General features: G+C 67.4%; 28 protein-coding genes and 3 tRNA genes. 12 read left to right on the plus strand and 19 right to left on the minus strand.

Going from position 1 to position 24,217, the window contains the following annotated elements; translation table 11 throughout:
• Positions 1–13: 13 nt before the first annotated feature.
• Positions 14–1,216 carry an NO-inducible flavohemoprotein gene (hmpA, locus tag ACWIDZ_RS11440; protein WP_453989224.1) on the minus strand — a complete coding sequence of 401 codons (1,203 nt, stop codon included), beginning with the start codon at positions 1,214–1,216 and terminating at the stop codon, positions 14–16.
• A gap of 56 nt (positions 1,217–1,272) precedes the next feature.
• Positions 1,273–1,602, minus strand: coding sequence for a DUF1971 domain-containing protein (locus ACWIDZ_RS11445; protein WP_453989225.1), 330 nt, complete (start codon positions 1,600–1,602; stop codon positions 1,273–1,275).
• Between the two features lie 137 nt (positions 1,603–1,739).
• On the opposite strand from ACWIDZ_RS11445, the gene ACWIDZ_RS11450 reads away from it, so the two are divergent.
• Positions 1,740–2,165, plus strand: a complete 426-nt coding sequence (locus ACWIDZ_RS11450) for an RrF2 family transcriptional regulator (RefSeq protein WP_453989226.1) — start codon at positions 1,740–1,742, stop codon at positions 2,163–2,165.
• Between the two features lie 175 nt (positions 2,166–2,340).
• Here ACWIDZ_RS11450 and ACWIDZ_RS11455 read toward each other — a convergent pair.
• The 7 genes from ACWIDZ_RS11455 to ACWIDZ_RS11485 all read right to left on the minus strand — a co-directional run bounded on the left by ACWIDZ_RS11455 (position 2,341) and on the right by ACWIDZ_RS11485 (position 6,838).
• Positions 2,341–2,430: transfer RNA gene (locus tag ACWIDZ_RS11455), tRNA-Ser, on the minus strand.
• 98 nt (positions 2,431–2,528) lie between these two features.
• Positions 2,529–3,521 carry an NUDIX hydrolase gene (locus ACWIDZ_RS11460; RefSeq protein WP_453989228.1) on the minus strand — a complete coding sequence of 331 codons (993 nt, stop codon included), beginning with the start codon at positions 3,519–3,521 and terminating at the stop codon, positions 2,529–2,531.
• Positions 3,522–3,543: 22 nt separating this feature from the next.
• Complete coding sequence (locus tag ACWIDZ_RS11465) at positions 3,544–4,137, minus strand: HD family hydrolase (RefSeq protein WP_312219911.1); 594 nt, start codon at positions 4,135–4,137, stop codon at positions 3,544–3,546.
• Positions 4,138–4,290: 153 nt separating this feature from the next.
• Entirely contained in the window at positions 4,291–5,172 is an 882-nt protein-coding gene (locus ACWIDZ_RS11470; RefSeq protein ID WP_343831480.1) for a methyltransferase type 11, read from the minus strand.
• Between the two features lie 94 nt (positions 5,173–5,266).
• Entirely contained in the window at positions 5,267–6,127 is an 861-nt protein-coding gene (locus tag ACWIDZ_RS11475; protein WP_291783137.1) for an AAA family ATPase, read from the minus strand.
• A gap of 70 nt (positions 6,128–6,197) precedes the next feature.
• Positions 6,198–6,404, minus strand: coding sequence for a hypothetical protein (locus ACWIDZ_RS11480; protein WP_291783135.1), 207 nt, complete (start codon positions 6,402–6,404; stop codon positions 6,198–6,200).
• Between the two features lie 8 nt (positions 6,405–6,412).
• Positions 6,413–6,838 carry a hypothetical protein gene (locus ACWIDZ_RS11485; protein ID WP_346522622.1) on the minus strand — a complete coding sequence of 142 codons (426 nt, stop codon included), beginning with the start codon at positions 6,836–6,838 and terminating at the stop codon, positions 6,413–6,415.
• Positions 6,839–6,992: 154 nt separating this feature from the next.
• On the opposite strand from ACWIDZ_RS11485, the gene flbT reads away from it, so the two are divergent.
• Positions 6,993–7,418, plus strand: a complete 426-nt coding sequence (flbT, locus tag ACWIDZ_RS11490) for a flagellar biosynthesis repressor FlbT (protein WP_046653004.1) — start codon at positions 6,993–6,995, stop codon at positions 7,416–7,418.
• Positions 7,378–7,740 carry a flagellar biosynthesis regulator FlaF gene (gene flaF / locus ACWIDZ_RS11495; protein ID WP_453989230.1) on the plus strand — a complete coding sequence of 121 codons (363 nt, stop codon included), beginning with the start codon at positions 7,378–7,380 and terminating at the stop codon, positions 7,738–7,740. The genes flbT and flaF overlap by 41 nt, the downstream gene beginning before the upstream one ends.
• A gap of 16 nt (positions 7,741–7,756) precedes the next feature.
• Here flaF and ACWIDZ_RS11500 read toward each other — a convergent pair whose 3' ends face one another.
• The 7 genes from ACWIDZ_RS11500 to ACWIDZ_RS11530 form a co-directional block, all read right to left on the minus strand.
• Complete coding sequence (locus tag ACWIDZ_RS11500; RefSeq protein WP_453989232.1) at positions 7,757–8,410, minus strand: exopolysaccharide biosynthesis protein; 654 nt, start codon at positions 8,408–8,410, stop codon at positions 7,757–7,759.
• Between the two features lie 92 nt (positions 8,411–8,502).
• A complete protein-coding gene (locus tag ACWIDZ_RS11505; RefSeq protein WP_024353207.1) occupies positions 8,503–8,691 on the minus strand; it encodes a DUF3008 family protein in 189 nt (62 codons plus the stop codon).
• A gap of 51 nt (positions 8,692–8,742) precedes the next feature.
• Positions 8,743–9,906, minus strand: coding sequence for an isovaleryl-CoA dehydrogenase (locus tag ACWIDZ_RS11510; protein WP_453989233.1), 1,164 nt, complete (start codon positions 9,904–9,906; stop codon positions 8,743–8,745).
• A gap of 44 nt (positions 9,907–9,950) precedes the next feature.
• A complete protein-coding gene (locus ACWIDZ_RS11515; RefSeq protein WP_453989234.1) occupies positions 9,951–10,823 on the minus strand; it encodes a lysozyme in 873 nt (290 codons plus the stop codon).
• A gap of 39 nt (positions 10,824–10,862) precedes the next feature.
• Positions 10,863–12,281, minus strand: a complete 1,419-nt coding sequence (gene mgtE, locus ACWIDZ_RS11520) for a magnesium transporter (protein ID WP_338576161.1) — start codon at positions 12,279–12,281, stop codon at positions 10,863–10,865.
• A 65-nt stretch (positions 12,282–12,346) separates the two neighbouring features.
• Positions 12,347–12,431, minus strand: a tRNA-Leu gene (locus ACWIDZ_RS11525).
• 147 nt (positions 12,432–12,578) lie between these two features.
• Positions 12,579–12,830 carry a FliM/FliN family flagellar motor switch protein gene (locus ACWIDZ_RS11530; protein WP_003164329.1) on the minus strand — a complete coding sequence of 84 codons (252 nt, stop codon included), beginning with the start codon at positions 12,828–12,830 and terminating at the stop codon, positions 12,579–12,581.
• A 66-nt stretch (positions 12,831–12,896) separates the two neighbouring features.
• Between ACWIDZ_RS11530 and lipB the strand changes: the two genes are divergently transcribed.
• Positions 12,897–13,613 (plus strand): lipoyl(octanoyl) transferase LipB, encoded by a 717-nt coding sequence (gene lipB / locus ACWIDZ_RS11535; protein ID WP_453989235.1) that lies wholly within the window; start codon positions 12,897–12,899, stop codon positions 13,611–13,613.
• Here the strand turns inward: lipB and ACWIDZ_RS11540 are convergent.
• On the minus strand, positions 13,589–14,008 hold the full coding sequence (locus ACWIDZ_RS11540; RefSeq protein ID WP_453989236.1) for a DUF805 domain-containing protein: 420 nt from the start codon (positions 14,006–14,008) through the stop codon (positions 13,589–13,591). The genes lipB and ACWIDZ_RS11540 overlap by 25 nt on opposite strands.
• A 184-nt stretch (positions 14,009–14,192) precedes the next feature.
• Between ACWIDZ_RS11540 and ACWIDZ_RS11545 the strand changes: the two genes are divergently transcribed.
• The 4 genes from ACWIDZ_RS11545 to ACWIDZ_RS11560 all read left to right on the plus strand — a co-directional run bounded on the left by ACWIDZ_RS11545 (position 14,193) and on the right by ACWIDZ_RS11560 (position 17,719).
• Positions 14,193–15,677 carry a hypothetical protein gene (locus ACWIDZ_RS11545; RefSeq protein ID WP_453989237.1) on the plus strand — a complete coding sequence of 495 codons (1,485 nt, stop codon included), beginning with the start codon at positions 14,193–14,195 and terminating at the stop codon, positions 15,675–15,677.
• Between the two features lie 72 nt (positions 15,678–15,749).
• A complete protein-coding gene (gene msrB / locus ACWIDZ_RS11550) occupies positions 15,750–16,256 on the plus strand; it encodes a peptide-methionine (R)-S-oxide reductase MsrB (RefSeq protein ID WP_291783096.1) in 507 nt (168 codons plus the stop codon).
• A 43-nt stretch (positions 16,257–16,299) separates the two neighbouring features.
• Positions 16,300–16,929, plus strand: a complete 630-nt coding sequence (locus tag ACWIDZ_RS11555) for a hypothetical protein (RefSeq protein ID WP_453989239.1) — start codon at positions 16,300–16,302, stop codon at positions 16,927–16,929.
• A gap of 121 nt (positions 16,930–17,050) precedes the next feature.
• Complete coding sequence (locus ACWIDZ_RS11560; RefSeq protein ID WP_291783090.1) at positions 17,051–17,719, plus strand: DedA family protein; 669 nt, start codon at positions 17,051–17,053, stop codon at positions 17,717–17,719.
• Between the two features lie 236 nt (positions 17,720–17,955).
• Here ACWIDZ_RS11560 and ACWIDZ_RS11565 read toward each other — a convergent pair whose 3' ends face one another.
• Both ACWIDZ_RS11565 and ACWIDZ_RS11570 read right to left on the minus strand, forming a co-directional pair.
• Positions 17,956–21,222 (minus strand): amidohydrolase family protein, encoded by a 3,267-nt coding sequence (locus tag ACWIDZ_RS11565; protein WP_453989240.1) that lies wholly within the window; start codon positions 21,220–21,222, stop codon positions 17,956–17,958.
• A 249-nt stretch (positions 21,223–21,471) separates the two neighbouring features.
• Positions 21,472–21,546: transfer RNA gene (locus ACWIDZ_RS11570), tRNA-Thr, on the minus strand.
• A gap of 98 nt (positions 21,547–21,644) precedes the next feature.
• Here ACWIDZ_RS11570 and ACWIDZ_RS11575 point away from each other — a divergent pair.
• From ACWIDZ_RS11575 to ACWIDZ_RS11590, 4 genes are all read left to right on the plus strand, one after another.
• Positions 21,645–21,842, plus strand: coding sequence for a hypothetical protein (locus ACWIDZ_RS11575; protein ID WP_291783083.1), 198 nt, complete (start codon positions 21,645–21,647; stop codon positions 21,840–21,842).
• Positions 21,843–21,951: 109 nt separating this feature from the next.
• Positions 21,952–23,241 carry a UDP-N-acetylglucosamine 1-carboxyvinyltransferase gene (gene murA / locus ACWIDZ_RS11580; RefSeq protein WP_453989241.1) on the plus strand — a complete coding sequence of 430 codons (1,290 nt, stop codon included), beginning with the start codon at positions 21,952–21,954 and terminating at the stop codon, positions 23,239–23,241.
• Entirely contained in the window at positions 23,231–23,731 is a 501-nt protein-coding gene (locus ACWIDZ_RS11585) for a DUF2948 family protein (protein WP_346522582.1), read from the plus strand. The genes murA and ACWIDZ_RS11585 overlap by 11 nt, the downstream gene beginning before the upstream one ends.
• On the plus strand, positions 23,728–24,195 hold the full coding sequence (locus tag ACWIDZ_RS11590) for a UPF0262 family protein (RefSeq protein ID WP_312219579.1): 468 nt from the start codon (positions 23,728–23,730) through the stop codon (positions 24,193–24,195). The genes ACWIDZ_RS11585 and ACWIDZ_RS11590 overlap by 4 nt, the downstream gene beginning before the upstream one ends.
• The last annotated feature ends 22 nt before the right edge of the window (positions 24,196–24,217 follow it).

Here is a 24,217-nt window from a genome sequence, read left to right on the forward strand (position 1 = left end):
GGTTCTGCGACGGCTAGGCCGCGAGGATTTCGTCCGCAGGGCCGAAGAATTCATAGTGGATGCGATCTGCCGGAACGCCGGCCTCCCGAAGGTCCGACACCAGGGCGCGCAGGAAGGGGCGGGGGCCGCACAGATAGTAGTCGGCCTCTTGAATCGGTGTTTGCTGGCTCAGCCAGGCCCCGGAGATGCGCCCTGCATGGTCATGGCCGTCGGCGTCATTGGCGGGCGCCTCATAGAAGACGGTGCTGCGCGCGCGCGGATGGGCCGCCGTCAGGGCGCGGATGTGCGGCCCCATGGCGTGGACCCCGGCGTCATAGGCGCCGTGGACATAGTGGACCTCCGTATCCGGCTTCTCGGCGACCAGGGTCTCCAGCATCGACACCATGGGCGTCAGGCCGACCCCGCCGGACAGCAGCACGACCGGGCGCTGCGGCGTCTCGGGCAGGAAGAAGTCGCCCGCCGGAGCCCCGACCTTCAGCACCATGCCGACGCGGGCGTTGTCGTGCAGCCAACCCGAGGCCAGGCCCTTGTCCTCGCGCTTGACCGAGATGCGATAGGTCTCGTCGTTGGGGGCGCAGGAGATGGAGTAGTTGCGCTTGATCGGCGCATGACCGGGGATGTCGAACCAGAAGGTCAGATACTGGCCCGGTCGGTGACGCAGGATCGGGCCGCCGTCCTTGGGCTTCAGCACGAAGGAGGTGATGACCGAGCTTTCGGGGCGCACCTCGACCACCTCGAAGGCGCGCCAGCCGTTCCAGCCGCCCTTGGCCGCCGCCAGGTCCTCGTAGATGGCCGCTTCGCGGGTGATCAGGATGTTGGCCAGGAACCAGTAGGCCTCGCCCCAGGCGGTCATGATCTCTTCTGTCGCGGCTTCGCCCAGAACATGGGCGATGGCGCCCAGCAGGGCCGCGCCGACGTGAGGGTAGTGATCGGGCAGGATCTGCAGGCCGACGTGCTTCTGTGCGATGCGCTCGACCGCCGCGGCCAGGGCGCCCAGGTTATCGATGTTGGCGGCGTAGGCCAGGATGGCCCCGGTCAGGGCGCGCGGTTGGGAACCGGCGTCGCCGTGGTGCGAATGGTTGAACAGGTCGCGGATCTCGGGGTTCTGGAACATCCGCGAATACATTTCGTGGACGATGTCGAGACCATGCGCCTCAAGCGCGGGAACAGTGGCTTTGACAAGCGCAATCGTGCGCTCGCTGAGGGCTTGAGCCATCAGGAAACTCCTAGGCGATACTAAGTGGGGGAAGGAAAGGGGGGGGCTGCCGGCGTCTAATCGCCGGGCGGCTCGTTGTAGAAATCGACGCGCATCCTCATCGGCCCCAGCGGTTCGACGAAATGGACCTGTTGCGGTTCGATACGGCCCGGCGTTCCCGGACGGAGCACAGTGGTCATGTGCGGGTCGCGATAGGTCAGGCTGACCTCGCCCTCCAGCACCTGGATCAGACCCCAGGTTCCCGCCTTGAGGCTGTGATCGGCCCGCAGGGCGGCGGGCAGGGACGAGGCGTCAAACACCGACGTCGAGCGATAGGGGATCGGCGCTGAAGCGGCTCGGGCGGCCGGGGCCGGCGGTTGTTCCAGACTATGCGAGCGGCCGTTCATCGCCCTTGCTCCATTGATGCATTGCTAATGCATCTATAGCGCGCATTTGAAACATGCAATGAGGATGCATATAATTTGCTGCGGCGCGATGACGCGCTTATCGAGAGCCTCGCCGTAAGCGGCTCCAGAGAGGTTGAATGCGCCTGACGCGCTATACGGATTACGCCATGCGGGTGCTGCTCTACCTGGGCGCACGCGAGGATCGGCTGTGCTCGATCGCCGAGATCGCCCAGGCCTACGACATCTCCCAGAACCACCTGATGAAGGTGGTCAGCGACCTGGTGAACGGGGGCTATCTGGTCAGCGTGCGCGGTCGATTCGGCGGAGTGAGGCTGGCGCGCCCGCCGGCCGAGATCAACGTCGGGGCCGTGGTACGCCACACCGAGGACGGCTTCGATCTGGTCGATTGCGGAAACTGCATCATCGCGCCCGCCTGCGGCCTGACAGGCGCGCTGCATCAGGCCCTGGCCGCCTTCATGAAGGTGCTGGACGGCTATACGTTGGAAAACCTGCTGGCTCGCCGGGTCGACCTGGCGCGTTTGTTCGAACCGTCGGACGCTTAGTCTGTAGCCGCCTGAAGCTATCGCTCGCGCCAGATGGCGACGGGGCGCTGCTGCGGCCCAGTTTGCAGTGAGCGGCGTCGCGGCGGCGCCAAAGGTCTGCCGAAGGGCGCCGGCGCAGCGTGCCGCCAATTATCCCCAGGGTGTTGAGGTAAGTCGTTGATTTATAGGTAATTAATGGCGGAGAGGGGGGGATTCGAACCCCCGGTACGCTTCCACGTACGCCGCATTTCGAGTGCGGTACATTCAACCACTCTGCCACCTCTCCGCGGGTCGGTAGTCCCTAATGGGGCTGAGCGAGCGGCTTCTCTAATCAAAGGCTGCGATGGCTGCAAGCCATGACGGCGAAGAAATTTGAACGGCGGTTCAACGCTGTCCGGGAAGCGACAGGCCGAAGGCGCCGCCATCGCCGGGTTCGGGTCGGACATGGCGGAACAGTTCGGCGGGACGGCCGCCGGTGTCGCTGGTGAAGACGCCCGTGGGCTGGACCAGGCCGGTGCGCTCGACGCCGCGGCGGAAGTTCTGCTTGTGCAGCGACAGGCCCGCCACGGCCTCGGCCGCCGCCTGCAACGCGGACAGGGTGAAGGTCGCGGGCGTGAGGTCGAACAGGACGGGCCGGTATTTCAGCTTGCTGCGCAGGCGGGCGACGCCGGTCGCCAGGATGCGGCGGTGGTCGGACGTCATGGACAGGTCGCCGAGCGGAGCGGGGGCTGGGCGACCGTTGTCGCGAGCGGATTCCTCGACCAGATCCGCCTCATAGAGGAGTTCATAGCGATCCAGCACGCGCTCCTCGTTCCAGCGGGCACCGGGCGTGAGGGCGAACAGGGCGTCGATGCGGCCCTTGCGCGCGGCGTCGTCGACGGCCCAGGCGCTCAGGGCGGGGATCAGGCGTTCCATGACGGGCGGGCGGCCCCGACGCCAGTCCTCCCACGGGAAGACGTGGAAGATGGGCGTCCATGCCGCGTCGCGGCCCGAAGCGTCGAAGCTGGCGGAAGCGCCGAAACTGGCGCCCTCGGCGGCGTCGGCGGTCAGGGCCAGGTAGCCGACCGAGATCTCGCGCGCGCGATCCGGGCCGGGCGTGGCGCGCGGGGCGTCGCGGCCCAGGTCGCCGAAGGTGTAGAGCTGTTCGACGAAGCCCAGGGGGAAGCCTGTCTGAGCCGCCACGAAGTCGCGGAGCGCCAACTCGAAGGTCCGGTCGCGCGCCGGATCGAAGGGGCCGAAGGGCAGGGCGGGGGCGCCGTCGGGAGCGTGGGTGGTCAGGACGACGGCCTCGCGGTCCCGCAGGGCGATGATCACCGCCGACAGGCCGATCCTTATGCCGGTGTGGGAGGATGACGCCTCCGTCCGCCCCTGGTCCATGCGTCTCCCTTGCGCCCGCTTTCTATTCCGTGTGCCAGGCGTCGGCGCCGGGCAGGATGCCGACAGCTTCGGCCAGAACGCGATAGCGGTCCAGATAGCGCTCCTGGGCCACGGCGGCGGGCAGGGGTTCGATCACCAGATCATAGCCGGGGGGCGGAGCGCCGAAGATCTGCAGGGATTCGCGGCGGGTGAATCCGGCCAGTTGCGTCGCCTCATAGAAGGCGCAGGCCTTGTCGGCCTTCTTGATCAGCGATTTGATCGTCTGCGGGGTCTTGGGCGGCAATTGGAAGCGGACGTGGATCGCCGCCTCCAGCCGGGCCTCGAAGTCCTTGTAGCTGGCGCCCAGGGCCGATTTGAACGGCGAGATCATGTCGCCGATGACGTATTCCGAGGCGTCGTGAAGCAGGGCGGCCAGGCGCCATTTCGGCTCAAGCCCCGGACGAATGTGGGCGGCGATCTCCTCGACCACCAGCGAGTGCTGGGCCACCGAGAAGGCGTGCTCGCCGATCGTCTGGCCGTTCCAGCGGGCGACGCGGGCCAGGCCGTGGGCGATGTCCTCGATCTCGATGTCGAACGGCGAGGGGTCCAGCAGATCCAGGCGGCGGCCGGACAACATGCGTTGCCAGGCGCGCGGCGGCTTGGGTTTGCGGACTCGAGGCGCGGGGCCGGCGTCTTCGATTTCTTCGGCCAAGGTCTTGATGCTGCGCATGCTCAGCTGGTGACTCAGACCGAACGCGCGATCAAGGGCGGCCGTTGCGATAGATGGGGGTTAATCGCCGACGTTGAGCGTCACCAGGGCCTTGGCGGCGTCGAACAGGCGGTCCGGGTCGCGGTCCTTGCTGCGGACGGTGGCGACGACGATGGGGCCGCCGACCGGGCCGCGCGCTTCATAGCCCACGGTGCGCCAGCCGCTGGCGGACGGCTCGTTCGCGGCCATCAGGAAGGTCGAACGCACGGATTCGCCCGAGGCGGCGCTGGTGCGGATGCGTGCGGCGCTGTCGGTCGCGTCGATGTTCACGGCGTCGTCTCCGGACGAGACGTTGACGCGGCTGCTCTTGTCGTCGGCGCGGATGGTCAGGCCGCCGATGCGGATATTGGCGCGGTCGCCGTCAGCCTCGATCTTCATGCCGGGCAGGCGGACGGTGGCCTTGTCGCCCTGGGCGTCGACGCGCAGGCCCGGCATTCTGACCTGGGCGGAATCGCCTGCGACCTCATCGGCGACCCTGGACGCCTCGGCGGCGGCTCGGTCGGCGTCAGCCTCGGCGCGGGCGGCGTCCGCTTCGGCCTTGGCGGCGGCGGCCTCCGCTCGAGCGTTCTCGGCCTCCACCTGGGCCATGGCTTCGGGCAGGTCGGCGGTCAGACGGGTCTCGAAGGGTTTCAGCGCCGTCTGGGCCGAGCGGCCGTCCAACTGGACCAGTTGCAGGATGACTTCCGAACCCCGCGGGCCGCCGTAGACGCAGGACCCGTCGGCCCGGGCCGACCCCTTGCGTGTCAGCACGCCCTGGGTCTGGGGGCATTGCAGGGCGTCGACCACCTTCAGCACGCCGGACGAATCCGAGGTCGTGGAGGTGGTGATGCGCACCGAGCCGCCGTTGTCGCAGGCGGCGGTCATCAGCGCCAGGGCGATAACGGGCCAGGTGATGTGTTGCATGGTCGGCTCCACTCCAGGCCCCGATTGTGCGCCATAAGCGCGGCAGGGCCAGTGAAATCGCGGTAATCGAAAGACGACGGGAAAGCGGCTGAAATCAGCCGCCGGGGCGGGCGCCTTCGCGACGGCTCATGAAGGCCAGGCGCTCGAACAGATGCACGTCCTGCTCGTTCTTCAGCAGGGCGCCGTGCAGCGGCGGGATCAGCTTGCCCGGCGTCTTTTCGCGCAAGGTCTCCGGCGAGACGTCGTCGACCAGCAGCAGCTTCAGCCAGTCCAGAAGCTCCGAGGTCGAAGGCTTCTTCTTCAGGCCCGGCGTGTCGCGGATTTCATAGAAGGTCTTCAGCGCCTCGGCGACCAGGCGCGGCTTGATGCCGGGGAAGTGGACCTCGACGATGTCCTGCATCGTCTCGGCGTCCGGGAAACGGATGTAGTGGAAGAAGCAGCGGCGCAGGAAGGCGTCCGGCAGTTCCTTCTCATTGTTCGAGGTGATGACGACCACGGGGCGGACCTCGGCGCGGATCGTCTCGTCCGTCTCCTGGACGTAGAACTCCATGCGGTCGAGTTCCTGCAGCAGGTCGTTGGGGAACTCGATGTCGGCCTTGTCGATCTCGTCGATCAGAAGGACGGGGCGGGCCGGGGCGGTGAAGGCCTCCCACAGCTTGCCCTTCTTGAGGTAGTTGCGGACGTCGTGGACGCGTTCGTCGCCCAGCTGGCTGTCGCGCAGGCGGCTGACGGCGTCGTATTCATACAGGCCGTTGTGCGCCTTGGTCGTCGATTTGACGTGCCAGGTGATCAGCGGCGCGTTCAGCGCCCGCGCCAGTTCATAGGCCAGGACCGTCTTGCCGGTGCCCGGCTCGCCCTTGATCAGCAGCGGCCGTTCCAGCGCCACGGCGGCGTTGACGGCGACCTTCAGGTCGTCGGTGGCGATGTAGTTGGACGTGCCTTCGAACCGGCTCATGCGAAACCTGCTCCATTCCGGGGGAAGGGAGCAGGTAGCTTAAAGAAATCCGTGTGAACAGGCGGCAGGGTCAGGTGATGCGCTTGGCGGACACCGGGTCGCTGGCGGGGAAGGTCTCCTCGACGCCCTCGTCGATCAGGGCTTCCTGACGGTTCTCGGCGTCCTTCTCCTTGTCCTTCAGCTGGTCGGGCTTGCCGCTTTCGTGCGGTGCGCGCTTGGCCGGAGGGGTGTTCGGGTCGGCGTCTTCCTGGGCCTTGGTCGGATGATGGTCGGTCATGAATTCCCTCACTGTTCAGGGCCGTAGCCCAGGTCCTCTATGTCGTCGTCGGAGAGGCGCCTGGCCTCCCAGTGGGCGGCGCTGGCCTGGGCGCCGCGCTGATTGCGCATCAAGCCGGCATAGACCAGCTCGACCTCGTCGGCCCCCGACGCCGGGGCGCCGTCGCCGTCGGTTTCGCTCAGGCGCACGCTGTCGACGCCCAGCAGGGCGTCAGCCTCGGCCTCCATCCCGTCCAGGGCCAGGTCGCCGTCCAGATCGGCGTCGTCTTCATCAAAGGGTTCGGGGTCGGCGTCGCCGTCCAATTGGGTGACGTCCAGAACGTCGTCGGCTTCGTCGAACGACAGGTCGCCGTCGCCTTCATCGTCCAGATGGGTCTCGTCATAGACCTCGGCCTGGTCCTGGCCGTCGGCGTCAAAGTCGGGGGCTGGCATCATCGTCTCCCTTCGAAAAGCTCAACGGCTCGGCTCGTCAGGGCGTTCCCATCAGCCGGAACGCGACGCGCCAAATGAAGAGATGGTTAACCACGTCGCTTTACAGTTCCTCAGCGGCCGGCCGTCACGGTGAGGGCGGCGCCACGGAGACCTTCCCTTGCCTCTGAAACTGTCGCTGAAGCCCGGCGAAAAATTCGTGCTGAACGGGGCCGTCGTGCAGAACGGCGACCGTCGCGGCGTCCTGGTCCTGCAGAACAAGGCCAGCGTCCTGCGCGAGAAGGACATCATGCAGCCCGAGGACGTGACCACGCCCGCGCGCCGCATCTACTTCCCCGTCATGATGATGTATCTGGACGAGGCGGAGGCGCCGAAATTCTATGATGAATTCGCCCTGCGCCTGACCGAATTCATGGGGGCGGTCCGCAATCCGGACGTCCTGACGGAATGCGTCGCCTGCTCCAAGCATGTGCTGGCGCGTCAGTATTACAAGGCCCTGATGGGCGCTCGCAAAATCGTCGATTACGAAGACCAAAGGCTCGGCAATGTCGCTTCAGGCGTACAAGACGGCGGCGACGCGGGCTGAATCACCGCGTGAGATGGAGTACCGGCTGTTCGGCCAGGTGACGCGCGCCCTGATGCACGCCGCCACCCTGGACAAGTCGGATGTCGCCGGGCGGATGGACGCCCTGGACTGGAACCGCCGCCTGTGGTCCACGCTGGCGACCGCCTGCTCGGATTCGAGCAACGCCATGCCTCAGGCGATGCGGGCGCAGTTCATCTCGCTGAGCCTGTTCGTCAACCGCAACACGTCCGAGGTCATGCGGGGCGAGGACGACTTCTCGACCCTGATCGACATCAACCGCATGATCATGCAGGGACTCAGCGGCCAGACCGACGCGGGCTGACGCGGCTCCGGATTTCCTAGAAGAGGTTTGCGGCCCAGCTGGCGATGTTGCCGACGACCGCGACCACTGTGGTCCAAACCAGGGCCAGATAGACGCCGCACACGGCCGTGCCGAAGAAACCGGCCAGGATGAAGGCGCCGTCCCGCTGGATGATGCCCAGGCCGAACAGGGCCAGGGTCAGGCCGGGCAGGGCGTCGCCGAACGGCACCGGCAGGGCCATCATCATGGCCAGCAGGATGCAGATCACGCCGATCGCCACATCCGCGGCTTCGCCGGTCAGAACGGGCCAGCGCGGCTTGGTCAGCCGCTCGACCCGGCGCAGGCGGGGCAGAATCTTCTCCGCCGCCGTCCGATAGGAGGCGCGGCTTACCGACAGATCCAGCAGCCAGCGCGGCAACCACACCTTCTCGCGCTGCAGCGCCAGCTCGGCGGCGATCAGGATGATCGGCACGGAAAAGACCGCCTTGCCGCCCGGCGGCCAGGGGAAGAGCGCCATCAGGGCCAGCATCAGGATGACGGCGCCGAAGCCGCGCTCGCCGAAGGCCTCGACCATTTCGCGAAGGGACAGTTTGTCGGACTCGCCCTGATCCGGCCGGTCCTGGCCCAGGCGCTCCAGCACGTCGGAGAAGGTCCGCCCCTCATCGGGCGGCGGCGTGGAAACGAGCGTCATCAAGCGAGACTCAGAGCGATATCATGCACGACGTTAGGGGCGCGCCGCGACTTGCGCCATCCCCGCCGCGAGGGTTGTGACGAAATAGGCGTCTAGTGCTTTGAGACGTGTTCGGGTTTGCCCTTGCGCTTGGTGTGGGCGAACTCTTCAAGCTGCTTCTCGCTCATCGATTCCATCATGGATTTCGACGCGCCCTTCAGCTTGGATTTGGGCGTGTCGCCGCGCTTGGCCGACAGGGCGGCTCCGGCGGCTTTCTGCTGGGCGGCGGACTTGGCGGGCATGACGATCTCCTTCCGAGTGAAAGGCAACCGCCCGCCCGCCTTAGGGTTCCGTCAGCTTCCCAGAAGCTCGCGGCCGATGAGGAAGCGGCGGATTTCGTTGGTGCCGGCCCCGATGTCGTAGAGCTTGGCGTCGCGGACCAGGCGTTCGACCGGCCATTCCTTGGTGTAGCCGGCTCCGCCCAGGGCCTGGACGGCTTCCAGCGTGACCTTCACCGCGTTCTCCGAGGCCAGCAGGATGGCGCCCGCCGCATCGTAGCGGGTGGTCTTGCCCTGATCGCACGCGCGGGCGACCGAATAGACATAGGCGCGGGCGCTGTTCAGGGCGACGTACATGTCGGCCACCTTGCCCTGCATCAGCTGGAAGGAGCCGATGGCCTTGCCGAACTGCTTGCGGTCGCGGACGTAGGGCAGGACCACGTCCAGCGCGGCCTGCATGATGCCCAGGGGACCGGCGGACAGCACGGCGCGCTCATAATCGAGGCCGCTCATCAGCACGGCCGCGCCGCGCCCTTCGCCGCCCATGATGTTCTCTTCGGGGACTTCGCAGTCCTCGAACACCAGTTCGGCCGTGTCCGAGCCGCGCATGCCCATCTTGTCCAGCTTCTTGGAGACGCTGAAGCCCTTCATGCCCTTTTCGATCAGGAAGGCGGTGACGCCGCCGTTGCCGTCGCCGGTACGGGCATAGACCACCAGGGTCTCGGCCTGGGGGGCGTTGGTGATCCAGAACTTGGTCCCGTTCAGGACGTAGCGGTCGCCCTTCTTCTCGGCGCGGGTGCGCATGGACATGACGTCCGAACCCGAGCCGGCCTCGGACATGGCCAGGGAGCCGACATGTTCGCCCGAGATCAGCTTGGGCAGGTATTTCGCCTTCTGCTCGGGCGTGCCCCAGCGGCGGATCTGGTTGACGCACAGGTTGGAGTGGGCGCCGTAGCTGAGGCCGATCGAGGCCGAGGCGCGCGACACCTCCTCCATCGCCACCACGTGTTCGAGGTAGCCGAGGCCGAGGCCGCCGAACTCTTCCTCGACCGTAATGCCGTGCAAGCCCAACTCGCCCATTTCGGGCCACAGGTCGCGGGCGAACTCATTCTTCTCGTCGATTTCGGCGGCGCGGGGGGCCAGCCGTTCGGCGGCCCAGCGGGCGGTCGTGTCGCGGATGGCGTCAGCGGTCTCGCCGAGGCCGAATTCCATGGATTGGGGCGCGAAGGGTATGCTCATGCCCAAAGGCGTAGCATTGCGCGCGGGCTTCGCAAAGACGCCTGTTAGCGGGACTGTTTGTGCTGTGGGTCGGTCGCCGTCGGCGCCTTGGCGCGCAGGGCGCTCCAGGCGGCCATGCCGATGAAGACGAGGCCGGCGATCGCCAGGCCGGCGCCGATCAGGACGGTCGCGTCGCTCGTGTCCGGGGCGCGCCAGGCGCGCTGGAAGGCGGCGATTCCGGCGAGGAAGGCGAGGACGCCGACGCCGCCGATGAACAGGACGGCGCCCTTGTCGCCCGGCGTCGCGTCGGGGGCCGTGCGCGCTTCGTGGCGCAGGACGGGCGCCGTGGGCGGCGGGGCGTCGGCCGGCGGCTCGGCGGCGCCCGGACCGCGCACCGGGGCGGTCAGCAAGGCGTCCAGCGAGGCAGGCTGATCGGGGGCCGTGTCGAACAGGGCGCGTTCGGCCGAGCGGCGGCGATAAAGGGCGTCGACCGGCGGCGAGGCGCGCTCGGGCCAGGCGGACAGGGCGACGGCGGCTTCGGACGGGGCGCCGGCGTCCAGACTGGCTTGGACGTCCGATCCCTGGAACCGCTCCAGGCCGATGGAGAAGATGAAGCTGGCCAGGGCGTCGAACTGATGCTGGTTCAGGGGCAGGCGCACCCGGTCGTTCAACAGGGCGACGATGGGCATCAGGTCGTACTGCAGCAGCAGTTCGGCCTCGGTCTCGCTGACCGCGGCGCCGGGGCGGGCCGAGCGGGCGTGGCCGTAGCCGATGACAGGCGTCCCGTCGCGGCGCAGCACGGTGCGCGGGCGGAAGCCCTCGAAGCTCTTGATCAGCAGAAGGCCTTCTCGAGAGACCTTGCGGCGTTGCGGCGCGGCTGCGGACACGGATTGACCCAATTCGAAACGGGCGTTCTCGCCCCGACGGGGGCGGAGCAAGCCTCATTCCGAAACAGGCGAGGCCGTTTCAGGTCAGGTTCAGAGCAGGACGATGGTCGCCAGGCCGAGGAAGATCAGGAAACCGAAGAAGTCGGTCGTCGCCGTCACGAACACGGCCGAGGACACAGCCGGGTCGAATTTGAGCTTGGACAGGGTCAGCGGGGTCAGCACGCCCACGCTGGCCGCCACAAGCAGGTTCAGGATCATCGCGGCGGCGATGACCGCGCCGATGCGCCAGTCGTGGAACCAGAAGCCCGCCGCCAGGCCGATCAGCGGCGCGAGGACAAAGCCGTTGGCCAGGCCGACCGCCATCTCGCGCCAGAAGGTCCGCAGGGCGTTGGAGGCGTTCAGTTCGCGCGTCGCCAGGGCCCGCACGGTGACGGTCAGGGCCTGCGTCCCCGCATTGCCGCCGATGGCCGAGACGATGGGCATCAGCACGGCAAGCGCCACGATCTGCTGGATGGTGCCCTCGAACAAGGCGATCACGCTGGCGCCCAGGACGGCGGTGAACAGGTTGATGCCCAGCCAGGGCACGCGGCCGCGCACGATCTCCATCACGCTGGACGAGCGGTCCTCGTCGGCGACCCCGGCCAGACGCAGGATGTCCTCGCGGTTCTCTTCCTGGATGATGTTGACCACGTCGTCGACGGTCAGCTGGCCGACCAGTCGCCCGCCGACGTCGACCACAGGGGCCGAGATCAGGTGGTATTTCTCGAAGATGTAGGCGACCTCTTCCTGGTCGACGTCCACCTCGATGGGGTTCACCGGCTCCATCAGCTCGGTCAGGGGCGTGCCGCGCGGACTGCGCAGCATCCGGCTGATGGCCACCCCGCCGACCGGCCGGTTCATGGGATCGACCACATAGATGTCGAAGAAGAGCTCGGGCAGATGATCGCCCTGGGCGCGGACATGGTCGATGGTGTCGCCGACGTTCCAGAACTGCGGCGCGGCCATGAATTCGCGCTGCATCAGGCGGCCGGCCGAATCCTCTTCATAGCCGAGCGAGGATTCGATGGCGGCGCGTTCGACCTCGGGCATGGCGGCCAGGACGCGTTCGCGCTGGTCCTCCTCCAGGTCTTCAACGACCGAGGCGGCGTCGTCCGAATCCAGTTCCTGAAGCGCTTCGGCCAGGGTGGCGGAGGGGACGCGCTCCAGCACCTTTTCACGGATGCCGTCGTCCATTTCCGGCAGGGCTTCGGCCAGCAGGTCCGGCGGCAGCCACTGGACCACGACCGAGCGGTGCTCGGCGGTCAGGAAGCCCATCAGGTCGGCGACGTCGGCGGGGTGCAGGTCTTCCAGCAGGCCGCGCAGCCGCATGCCGTCGCCGTCATCGGCCGCGTCCACCACCTTTTCGACGAAGGCCGCCGTCAGGGCGTAGTCTTCGCCGAGGGCGGCGTGATCATCGTTCTCGAGAGGGGAGTCTTCGGGGCGCAGAGGGGCAAAGTCCGTGTGGGTCACGTATCTGCCTCCTCTGGAGATTGATGTCAGCCGTATCTAGCCGAGATTCGCCCTGTCAGATCAGATGGTGCGGTCGAGAAGACTCGAACTTCCACGGGTTGCCCCACAGCGACCTCAACGCTGCGCGTCTACCAATTCCGCCACGACCGCTCGCATCGGAGGGCGGGCAATAGCGGAGAGCCGCCGGAAAGAAAAGAGCGTTTTGCGAAATCCGTCGCCGCCGAGCGATTTTCCTTCAAACCGATCTTCAGGCCGCGTCGGGTCGAGTAGGCGGGGCCTTCTGACCGCGGCCCAGCATCAAGCCGCGCCCGCCATGAAATCATACACATCCGCCGGCCGAGTCACCGTGATGGCGATGCGGTCGTCGCGAATCTCGATCTCGCCGCGCGCGACCGGGTGGTTGTTGGCCAGAATCCAGACCTCGTCCTTTTCCGAGGCGTCCAGCGGGATCACCGCGCCGCGGCCCATGCGCAGCAGTTGCTGCATCGGCAGGACCGAACGGCCCAGCACGACCGAAATCTCGACATCGACGGCTTCGATCTGGCTCAAAGAGGATACTCGCAAATCAACGGGCGGCCCTTGCGCCGCCGCGTTCGGCCCCACATTGAGGGCATCATGCTTGCCGACCCGTTAAACTCTTCCCAACGCAGCCTGCTTCGCGAGGACGGCCGTCCGGTCGAATGGGCCCTGTCGTCCGGCTATGTCGACTACCCCGCCGCCGAGGCCGCCATGGAGGCGCGCGTCGCCGCCATCGCCGCCGGCGAGGCCGAGGAGCTGGTCTGGCTGCTGGAACACCCGCCGCTCTATACCGCCGGGGTCTCGGCCAAGGACGACGACCTGCTGGCGCCCGACCGCTTTCCGGTTCACCGGACGGGGCGGGGCGGGCAGTTCACGTATCACGGGCCGGGCCAGCGCGTGGCCTATGTGATGCTGGACCTGAACCGGCGCGGCAAGGACGTGCGCGGCTTTGTTCACGGGCTGGAGGACTGGATCATCGGCGCCCTGGACCGTTTCGGCGTCGAAGCCGGAATGCGCGAGGGCCGCGTCGGCGTCTGGGTCGAGCGCAAGGGCGCCGGCTGGAGCCGCGAGGACAAGATCGCCGCCATCGGCGTCAAGGTCCGCAAATGGGTCAGCTTCCACGGCATCAGCCTGAACGTGGAGCCGGACCTGGATCATTTCGGCGGCATCGTGCCCTGCGGCATCACCGAACACGGGGTGACCAGCCTGGTCGATCTGGGCGTGCTGGCGACGATGGACGAGGCGGACGACGCGCTGAGGTCGTCCTTCCAGCGGGTGTTCGGCCCGGTTCAGCCGGGTCTCGCGCCGCTCTGACGCCGGACGCCCGGCGCGGCCCCATAGCGATTGAAGGCTTTCTGGCCGGGCAGGACGGCCAGGTCGAACGCGATGAGCGCAAGGGCGGCGGTCGCGGCCCCCGCCAGCGGCGTCAACGGCAGGGGCGTCAGCAACGGGGGCCATGCCAGGACGAAGGCGGCCAGGATCAGCCCGCTCCACCAGCCTGAACGTCCCCGATCATGCAGACGCTGCGACAGGACGCAGAACCCGCAGTAGACTAGGGCGGCGGCGACGAGGGCGTGAATCCAGGCGGGGATCGGCAGAAGAAGATCAGTCACGGCCCAGGCGCCGATCAGGCACGCTGCGCCCAGTACAAAGCGGAACCGGCCGACGCGCCCCGTGGAGTTCAGAAAAAGATCAACCAGGGCGGTCATTTCGCAAGCACGCAGCGTTTCGGCGCATTTTACGCCTGCAGAACCCACGGCCTAGTCGGGAAACAGGCGCGCGTAAACGTCGCGACCGGGAAAGCGGTGCAATTTCGTCACAGGGGTGGCGACGGCGCCGTTATTGAGTCTAAAACACGCCCAACCCGCACTCTGACGGACTGGGAGAACCCCCATGAAAAGCCTGCTTTCCGCTTCGGCGGCCGTACTGGCCCTGACTTTCGCCGCCTCGGCCGCCTCGGCCCAGAACTTCAGCGATCTGGCCCGTCAGGACCTTCAGGCCATGCACGCGGCGCTGCGCGACAACCACCCGGCCGCTGTGGTGCCCGGCGAGGCCAGCGCACCGTTCCGCGCCTGGCTGGACTCGGGTCTGGAGCAGGCCCAGGCCAAGGCCGGTCAGGTCAACAGCGGCGACAGCCACGCCTATCTGCTGCGCTGGTACGCCAACGGTTTCCGCGACTCCAACATTGCCGCCCGCCCGACCTACGAGGGTCTGGGTCCGTTCTTCGCCACCAGCTGGCCGGGCGTGGCCACAGCCTGGCGCAACGGCCAGTATGTCGTCTCCTATGTTCAGGAAGGCGTGCGCGGCGCGCCGCCGCTGGGCGCTGTCCTCAAGAGCTGCAACGCCGAGCCGATCGAGGACCTGGCCAAGGCCAAGCTGGATCAGTTCGAAGGCGATCTGACGACCGAGGCCGGGCGTGTCCGCAGCGCCCCCTATCTGCTGTGGAACCGCAACAACCCCATGACCACGGGCGTGCCGGGAACCTGTGAGTTCCAGGTCGGTCGCCGCACCCGCGACTACACCTTGTCGCCGCAGCCGGCGACGGCCCAGAACCTGGAAGCCGCCTATCGCGCCTCGGTCTATGTCCCGTCGGGCGCGCCCCTGTCGGTCGAGACGGTGAACGGCCGCCCGTGGGTCAACGTCCACTCCCTGGCGGACAATGCGGGGTGGGACGCCTTCTTCGCCCAGATCGAAGCCCAGTCCGCCGCGATCCGCGGACCGCAGGGCTTCGTGCTCGACCTGCGCGGCGCCAATGGGTCGTCGATCAACGCCACCACGCGCGGCTATGGCCTGGCCAACCGCATCTGGTCGCCGGAATTCACCGTCAGTCGCCAGCCTGAAGCCGGCCAGATCACCTATCGCGCCACTGCGGCCAACCGCCAGTGGTTCGCCGACACCCTGAACCGGATGGTGTCCGACCCGCGCTTCGTCCAGGAATCAGGCGCGGTGATCGAACAGACCCAGGCCATCGTCGCGGCCTTCGACAGCGCCATCGCCGCCGGTCAGCCGACCTTCGTCATGCCCGGCCGTCCGGCGACCCCGGACACCGGCGCCGCCAACCCGGTGCAGGGCCAGGTGGTCGTCCTGGTCGACGCCGGCTGCTCGGGCGGCTGCCTGGACACCCTGGATCTGCTGAGCCGCCTGCCGAACGTGCGCATCGCCGGGTCGACCACGGCCGAGGACACCATCTTCATCGAGCAGACCGTCCTTCGCCTGCCGTCCAACTACGCCGACCTGAGCTATGGCCATAAGGCCTGGACGACGCGCCAGCGCGGCAATAATGCGCCCTACGCCCCCTCGGGCGCGCTGGCCTACACCGGCGACGCGACGGACGAAGCGGCCGTGCGGACGTGGGTGAACGGGCTGTTCGGAGCCTGATCCCAACGATCATCTCGGGCTATTGAGGGCCGGACGGTGGAACGACCGTCCGGCCCTTCCTATTTGAGAACCATGACCCAGACCGAATCTCCCGCCGCCATGCGTTCCGCCTCCGGCTATGACCTGACGCCGCCGACCGACAGCCAGCGTGCGGTGCTGGAGGCTGACCTGTCGCCGGAGGAGAAGCGCGTGCTTCTGGCCCACGGCACCGAGGCGCCCTTCTGCGGGACCCTGCTGGGAGAAAAGCGGGCAGGGGTCTTCTGCTGCCGCGAGTGCGGCCTGCCGCTGTTCCGGTCGGTGACCAAGTTCGAGAGCGGCACGGGCTGGCCCAGCTTCACCGAGCCCGTCGACCCGGCTCACGTCCGCGCCGTGCGCGACGACAGCCATGGCATGGTGCGGGTCGAGACGCGCTGCGCCCGTTGCGACAGCCATCAGGGCCACGTCTTCCCCGACGGCCCGCCGCCGACGGGCCTGCGTTACTGCATCAACTCGGTCGCGCTCAGTTTCGTGGCCGACGGCGAACCCTTGCCTGACCCCCTGGGACGCGGGGATGGAGGGCGCGACGAAGGGACGGCCTGACCTTGGCCGCATTTGAGGGTAGGGTGATCGTGAACGGGAGTAGATGCGTATGCTGATCGAACTCATGGCCGCCTCCCTCTTGCTGGCGAGCAGCGACCCCGAGGGCGTGGTTTCGACCGCGCCGCGCGCGGGTTCGGGCGCCGTGCCGACGGCGAGCGCCGCCGCCCTGGCCGAGACGGTCAGCGACGCCTCGCCTGCCGTGACCCTTCAGACTGCGGCGCCCCACGGCCTGACGACCGAAGAGCAGATTTCCCGCTGGATCGGCGAGCGCAAGGCGGATGCGCCGCCCGTGGAAACCTGGGCTGACGCCTGGGAGGAGGCCGCTCCCCGCAAGATGCACGGCATGGTCAGCGCAGGAATCGGCACGGGCGGCTACAAGGACTTCGGCGCGGCGGTGTCCCTGCCCCTGGGCGAGAACGGCACGCTGAACCTCAGCTTCAGTCAGACCAAGAACGCGCCCTGGAGCTACGGCTACGGTTACGGCCCTTACGGGTTCGATCCCTATGGCTTCGGGGCGGGCCGATATGGACTGGGCGGCTATGGCTGGCGTGACGCCTACGGCGCCGTGCCGGGCCCCTTGGGCGTGCGTAGTCCGCGCGAGCGTTCCAGTCGGATCCGTCCGTTTGATCTCGACGATGAGCGCCGCGACACGCCCGACGACGCCTCGCGGTAGGATATAGAGCCGCCGAAGTGCGGCCTGAGGGTCACGCCGTGCGCTTTTTCCCTCCAGGCGTCGCATCGCCGCATTCCCTTTCCATGGTCTGATCCCATATGCCCTCGGGCAAAGGATCAGTATGGACAGTTTGCTTACCTCGGCCGCCGACTTCATCGCCCGCAACGCCATGTGGGCCGGCGTGATCCTCGGCGTCGTGACCTTTTTCGAGTCCCTGGTCGTCATCGGCGCCTTCGTGCCGGCGACGGGGCTTCTGGTCGCGGCGGGCGGTCTGGTGGCGGCAGGCGTACTGGATCCCTTCACCGTCATCGGCGGATGCGTCATCGGCGCCGTGATGGGCGACGCCATCTCCTACTGGATCGGACGCCGTCTGGGCACGCGGGTGCTGCGCCACCATATGCTGGTCCCGCATCGTCGCAAGCTGGCGTGGACGCGGCTCTACTGCCGCCGTTACGGCGTGGCCTCCATCTTCATCGGCCGTTTCTTCGGCCCCTTGCGCGCCTTCGTGCCGGTGATGGTCGGGGTGCTGCAGATGCGACAGCGCGTCTTCCAGATCGCCAACGTCAGCTCGGCCTTCGTCTGGGTTCTGGCCATGTTGGCGCCGGGCTATCTGGCGGCCAAGGGCCTGGCCAGGCTGGAGATGATGAGCGAGGCCCACAATCCGACCCTGTGGCTGCTGGCCTTCGGCGCGGTGGTGGTGGCGCTGGTCGTCGCCATGCGTTGGCTCAAGGGTCGCGCGGCGCGGCGGAACGCCCTGCTGGAAGCCTCGGTGCGCGGGCTGGGAGAGTAACCTCCTCACCCCCGTTCGCGTTTCAAGGCGCAAGCGGGAGATGCTCAACCTCCGTCACTCTCGGGCTTGTACTGAGCAATTCCCCTCAAGTGCTGATCGTGCCTTTTCATCCCCGCTCATCCCGGCGGACGCCGGGACGAGCGGAGGCAGGCAGTGACCAACGCTCAAACTGAACTGCTCACGAAAAAGGGCCCGGCGGATGCCGGGCCCTTTCGCGTTCCTGCCTTGCGGCGGGATCAGTTGTGCGTGTGGCTGTGCGACTCGGCGGTCGTGACCGTGCCCGAGGCGCTCCAAGCCTGACCGTCTTCGCTCTCGAACCAGAACGGCTTGCGCTCAGGCCCGCCGACCTCGTTCATGTGGTTATCGAACAGGCGGCCGTTGATCATGGTGTAGCCGATCTTGGTCGAGTCCCGCAGGTTCTCGAGCGGATTGGCGTCCAGCACGACCAGATCGGCTAGCTTGCCGACTTCCAGCGAGCCGATGTCCTTGTCCATGCCCAGGGCGCGGGCGCCGTTGATGGTGCCGACGCGCAGGGATTCGTGGGCGCTCATGCCGCCCTGTTCGAACATCCACAGCTCCCAGTGGGCGCCGAGGCCTTCACGCTGGCCGTGGGCGCCGATCTGGACCGAGACGCCCTGATCCATCAGCCGCTTCGATTCGCGGGCGATGGAGATGTGGTTCAGCTCCTCCGGCGGGGTCTTCACCGGACGGCGCGAGCGCGAATCGAGGATGCGGCGCGGGACGTACTGGCTCAGGATCGGGTCCTTCCAGACATCCGTGACCTCGTACCAGTGATTCTCGCCCCAGGCGCCGCCGAAGCCGACGATCAGGGTCGGCGTATAGGCCGTGCCCGTCTGCGACCACAGTTGCACCGCATCGTCGTACATGCGCTCCACCGGCACCGAGTGTTCGATGGTGGTGTGGCCGTCGACCAGCATGCTCATGTTCTGGTGGTAGAGCGAGCCGCCTTCTGGGACGACCATCATGCCCAGTTCGCGGGCGGCCTGCATGATCTGCTGACGCTGCTCGCGGCGGGGCTGGTTGTAGCTCTTCACGCTCCAGGCGCCAATCGCCTGCATGCGGCGCAGGTGGGAACGGGCGTCATCCAGGTCGTTGATGACCGCCGTGGTCGGCGTGGCCGCGCCATACAAGACCGTGCCGGTCGAGAAGATGCGCGGCGCGACGACGCGTCCGGCCTTGGCCAGTTCGCTGTGGGCGAAGATCTCGCTGTTGTCGTTGGACGGATCGTGCAGCGTCGTCACCCCGAAGGCCAGGGCGGCGTAGTTCATCCAGCTCTGCTGCGGGATGATTTCGTCCGAGCCCATGCGGCCGTGCCAGTGGGCGTCCACCAGGCCGGGGATGATGGTCTTGCCGGCCATGTCCATGACGCGGGCGCCGGTCGGAATCGTGACCGAGCCGCGCGGGCCGATGGCCTCGATGCGGTTGCCGTTGACGACCACCACGCCGTCCTCGATGACTTCCTCGCCCTTCATGGTGATCAGGCGGGCGCCGGACAGGACCGTCACGCCGCTGGGGCGGGCGTAGTCGGCGGTGAAGCCGATCTTGATCCCATGCTCGGCCGGCCTGGGCAGGTCGGCGGGGGCGCCGTCCATGAAGGCGAAGCTTTCGCTCAGCGGACGCGAGAACAGCTCCGGACCCATCGACCACTGCAGGCGGCTGGAATCGCCTGACCAGTGCAGCCATTCGCCCGCGTCACGGGTGACGCGCGTCTGCGGCAGGGCCTTGCTGTCGGCGCCGACCGTGATGGCGCGGCCCGTCGAGGCGAAGGGCGCGATATAGGCGTTGAAGCGCTCGGTCCAGGCGATCCACTGCTCATCAGGGGAGACCGAGAACTCGGCCGCCCATTCGCTGCTGATGTGGTCGCGGACATCCTCGCCCGACAGGTTCATCGAGCGCAGAACGCGCTTGTCGCCGTCACGGGCGCTGACGAAGATGCGGTCATTGCGCGCGCCGAACTGCGGGTTGGCGCCGGAATCGGTGATCTTCACCGGCTCGCCGCCGCGCGCGGAGATGCGGTAGACGCCCGGCTCGCGGCTCCAAAGGGCCGAGCGCAGATAGCCGTCGCTGGAGGTGCGGTAGACGATCGTCTGGCCGTCCGGCGAGAAGCGCGGCTCCAGATAGTGGCCGGGGTTGGTCGTGATGGTCCGGCCTTCGCCGCCCGCGACCGGAACGACGCGGATGGAGCCCAGCTTGTCGTCGCTCCAGGTCGTGTAGACGATGGACCGGCCGTCGCGCGACCAGGACGGATAGAGTTCGAAATGGTCGCTCTGGCGCGTCAGGCGGCGGGGCGCGCCGGCGGCGCCGTCGCGCAGGTCGCGGATCCACAGATTGCCCAGGGCCTCGAACACCACCTTGGAGCCGTCGGGCGAGGTCTGGGCCCAGCGGACCATCTTCACTTCGAACTGGTCCGGCGCCACTTCGACGGGGAAGCGGGCGGTCTCCTGCACTCGGCGGGTGTCGGTAACGCGGAAGGGGATGTCGCTGACGGCCTTGGACGCCACGTCGATGCGGCGGATCTTGCCGCCGGCCCAGATGACGATGGAGCCGTTGTCCGGGGTCCAGCTGAAGCCCGGATAGACGCCGTGAATGGCCCAGGTCTCCTGCATGTCGCGGTCCAGGGCGTCGTAGATCGGCGTCTCACGCCCGGACTCCAGGTCCATGACGTAGAGCGTCGACTGGTAGCGATCGCGGCGCACGAAGGCCAGGGACTTGCCGTCCGGCGAGGGGGTGGGGCGCACCGAGCCGCCCGGACCGGTGACGAAGGGCTTGATCTCGCCCGTCTCGCGATCCAGGCGACGGATCACATAGAGCTGGGTGTTGGGGTCCTTGGAGTAGTCGAAGACGCCGCCCGGCGTGGCGTCGTCGCTGAAGTACATATAGCGGCCGTCGGGCGAGAAGGCGGGCTCGCCCGTGTCCTTCTGCTGGGTGCGGCGCTCGGTCAGTTGCACGCCGCTGCCGCCGCCTGCGCGGTGGTACATCCACATTTCGCCTGCGCCCAGCGAGCGCGAGGAGGTGAAGTGCTTGCGGCCGACGACGAACTGGCTGTCGGGCGTCCAGGTCGGGGAGTTCAGCAGGCGGAAGGTCTCGTTCGACACCTGACGCGGGTTGGAGCCGTCGCGGTCCATGACCCACAGGTTGTCGCCGCCCGCGCGGTCCGAGGTGAAGGCGATGAAGCGGCCGTCCGGCGAATAGCGCGGCTGCATGTCCCAGGCGACGCCCGAGGCGATGGGGCGCGCCTCGCCGCCGGTGATCGGCATCACATAGATGTCGCCCAACAGGTCGAAGACGATCTCGCGGCCGTCAGGGCTGACGTCCACCGCCATCCAGGTGCCTTCGTCGACGTTGATGTTCACGTCGCGCTGGGCGCCGCCCGTCGGGTTCTGCACATCCCATTTCGGCGTGGCGGCCGAGGTCGTGTCCTGGGCGAACGCCGGAAAGGCTACGGTCAGAACCGCAGCCGTAGTCAATAGAACGCGCTTCATGGAAGCCCCCTCGGCTCTCAAACGTATACAGATACGTCGAAGCTAGCGGTGGGGGCTGGGGCTTGGCTAGTCGGTATAAGGCGCTGCGGCCCGAATAATCTTCGGCGAACCGGCGGGCATTCCTGAGGTTGTACGCGGATAGGCCGATCGGCCGTGCTGTCGCCTTCGCCCAAGGCGATGAAGACGCATTGTTCTGTCGGGAGGGGCCTGAAATGGTCGAGGCCCAAACCGTTCAGGTTTGGGCCTCGATGGTGCCGCCGGGCAGGATTGAACTGCCGACCTCAGCCTTACCAAGGATGCGCTCTACCACTGAGCTACGGCGGCGGGTCACTGAGGAAGCGGCCGTATAGCCAAAGGCTTCGGCCGGGCCAAGCCCAAAATGCATGCTTGATCAAAATCTTTGGGCGCGGTCTGCTGTGTTCATGAACAAGCCGACCAAAGACGCAGACGAGACGCGCCTCGACGCCGACTCGTCTCCTTCCGCCAGCGTAAACGCCGCTCCGGCCGCCTCGGCCAAGGCCGAACGCGCGGCGCGTCTGGCCGCCGCCTTGAGGGCCAATCTGCGCCGTCGCAAGGCGCCGGGCGCGGGCGGGGCGAGGTCGCCCAAGGAAAGCAACTGAAAGTCATCCGTCCTGCGACGTTCCGGCCTTTCGCGGCCGCCGTCAGCCTTGCTAGATAACCGGTTTGCCGGGCCGTAGGGGTCCGAGCCCCAGGATCATCCCGATACCCATGGACAGCATCGTCATCCACGGCGGCCATCGCCTCAACGGCTCCATTCCGGTCAGCGGAGCCAAGAACTCGGCGATCAAGCTGATGGCGGCGTCGATCCTGACCGATCAGCCCCTGCTGCTGACCAACATGCCGCGTCTGGCGGACACGCGCTTCCTCGGCCAACTGCTGCGTCAGTTTGGCGTGGAGGTGACCGAACGCGAGGGGGCGGACGGGCAGGAGACGCTGTTCCACGCGCCCGAGTTGACCTCGACCTTCGCCCCCTATGATCTGGTGCGTCAGATGCGGGCTTCGTTCAACGTTCTGGGGCCGTTGCTGGCGCGCACGGGAAACGCCAAGGTCTCCTTGCCGGGCGGCTGCACCATCGGCGCGCGGCCGGTCGATCTGCACCTTCAGGCCCTGACGGCCATGGGCGCGGCGATCGAACTGGAAGAGGGTTATGTCACCGCCACGGCGCCCGGAGGGCTGCGGGGGGCCGAGATCGAGTTTCCCTTTGTCTCCGTAGGCGCGACCGAACACGCCCTTCTGGCCGCCGTGCTGGCGAACGGGACGACGGTGCTGAAGCGCGCCGCGCGCGAGCCGGAGATCGGCGACCTGGCCCGCTGCCTGATCGCCATGGGCGCGAAGATCGAAGGCCTGGACACGGATGTGCTGACCATCACCGGCGTCTCGTCCCTGTCGGGCGCGACCTGGTCGGTGATTCCCGATCGAATCGAGATGGGCTCCTATGCACTGGCTGCGGCGATGGCCGGTGGCGAGGTGCGCCTGACCAAGGGGCGCGCCGATCTGATCACCGCCCTGACCGACAAGATGATCGAGGCCGGCGTCGAGATCGAACCGACCGAGGACGGGCTGATCGTCCGCCGCGACCCGACCCAGCGGCTGAAGGCGGTGGACGTCACGACCGAAATCTATCCGGGCTTCGCCACCGACCTGCAGGCGCAGTTCATGGCCCTGATGACGACGGCCGAGGGCGAAAGCGTCATCCGCGAGAACATTTTCGAGAACCGCTTCATGCATGCGCCGGAACTGGCGCGTCTGGGCGCCGATATCACGGTTCATGCGGGCGAGGCCGTGGTGCGGGGCGTCGACGGGCTGAAGGGGGCGCCGGTCATGGCGACGGATCTTCGCGCCTCCATGTCTCTGGTCATCGCCGGACTTGTGGCCGAAGGTGAGACGACGGTCGGCCGCGTCTATCACCTGGATCGCGGCTTCGAGCGGATGGAAGAGAAGCTGGGCGCCTGCGGCGCCGACGTCCGCAGGATAAAGGGGGAGGGCGATGAGCACTGACGGCGAACCGATCTCGGCCCCCGAACAGGCGGCCCTGAACGAGGCTGAGGGCGAAAGCCTGGCGCCGATCGCGCCCCTGCGCCTGCTGGCCGAGGATGCGGACGATCTGCAGATCATCTCGGCCGCGCTTCAGGACGCCATCATGCGCCCGGTCGACATCCGCTGGGAGAAGGAGGCGCGTCGCTTGACGGTCGTCCTGTCGCGATTCTGCTGGGAATGCGGCGGTACGCGCGTCATGGCCGCCATGCAGTTCGGCGACGTTCAGGCGGTCAAGAGCCGTCGTCTGCCACGCCTGCCGGATCAGGCGCTGGAGCTTCTGGCGATGGACTTCCATCCGACCGAGGCGCCGGGCGGCAAGGTGCTGATGATGTTCGCCGGCGGCGGAGACCTGCGGATCGACGTGGAGTGTCTGGACGCGGTGCTGACCGATCTGTCGGAACGATGGCCTGCGCGCATCGCCCCGACCCATCTGGACGAGACGAGCGCATGAGCGGCCCTCATCAACTGAAGGCGATCGAGATCGACAACGCCTCCCTGCCGGCGGCCACGGCCGAGATCGAGCATCAGCGCCGGGTGGCCGTCTTCGACCTGGTCGAGCAGAACAGCTTCATCCCGGACGGGGCCGAAGGCGGACCCTACACCCTGACGCTGTCGTCGCAGGACAATCGCCTGGCCTTCGATATCGCCGGACCGGATTTCAGCCGCACCCACGTCCTGTCGCTGACGCCGATGAAGACGGTGATCCGCGACTACGGCCTGATCTGCGAAAGCTATTATGAGGCCCTGCGCGGCTCCTCGCCCAGTCAGATCGAGTCGGTCGATATGGGGCGCAGGGGCCTTCACAATGAAGGCGCCGCCCTGCTGAAAGCCAGGCTGGAAGGCAAGGTGGAGGTGGACCAGGAAACGGCCCGTCGCCTCTTTACGCTGGTATGCGCCCTCTACCGTCGGGGCTGAACTCGACTATCTAAGCGTTTTG

The organism is Brevundimonas sp. NPDC055311 (assembly GCF_053645695.1).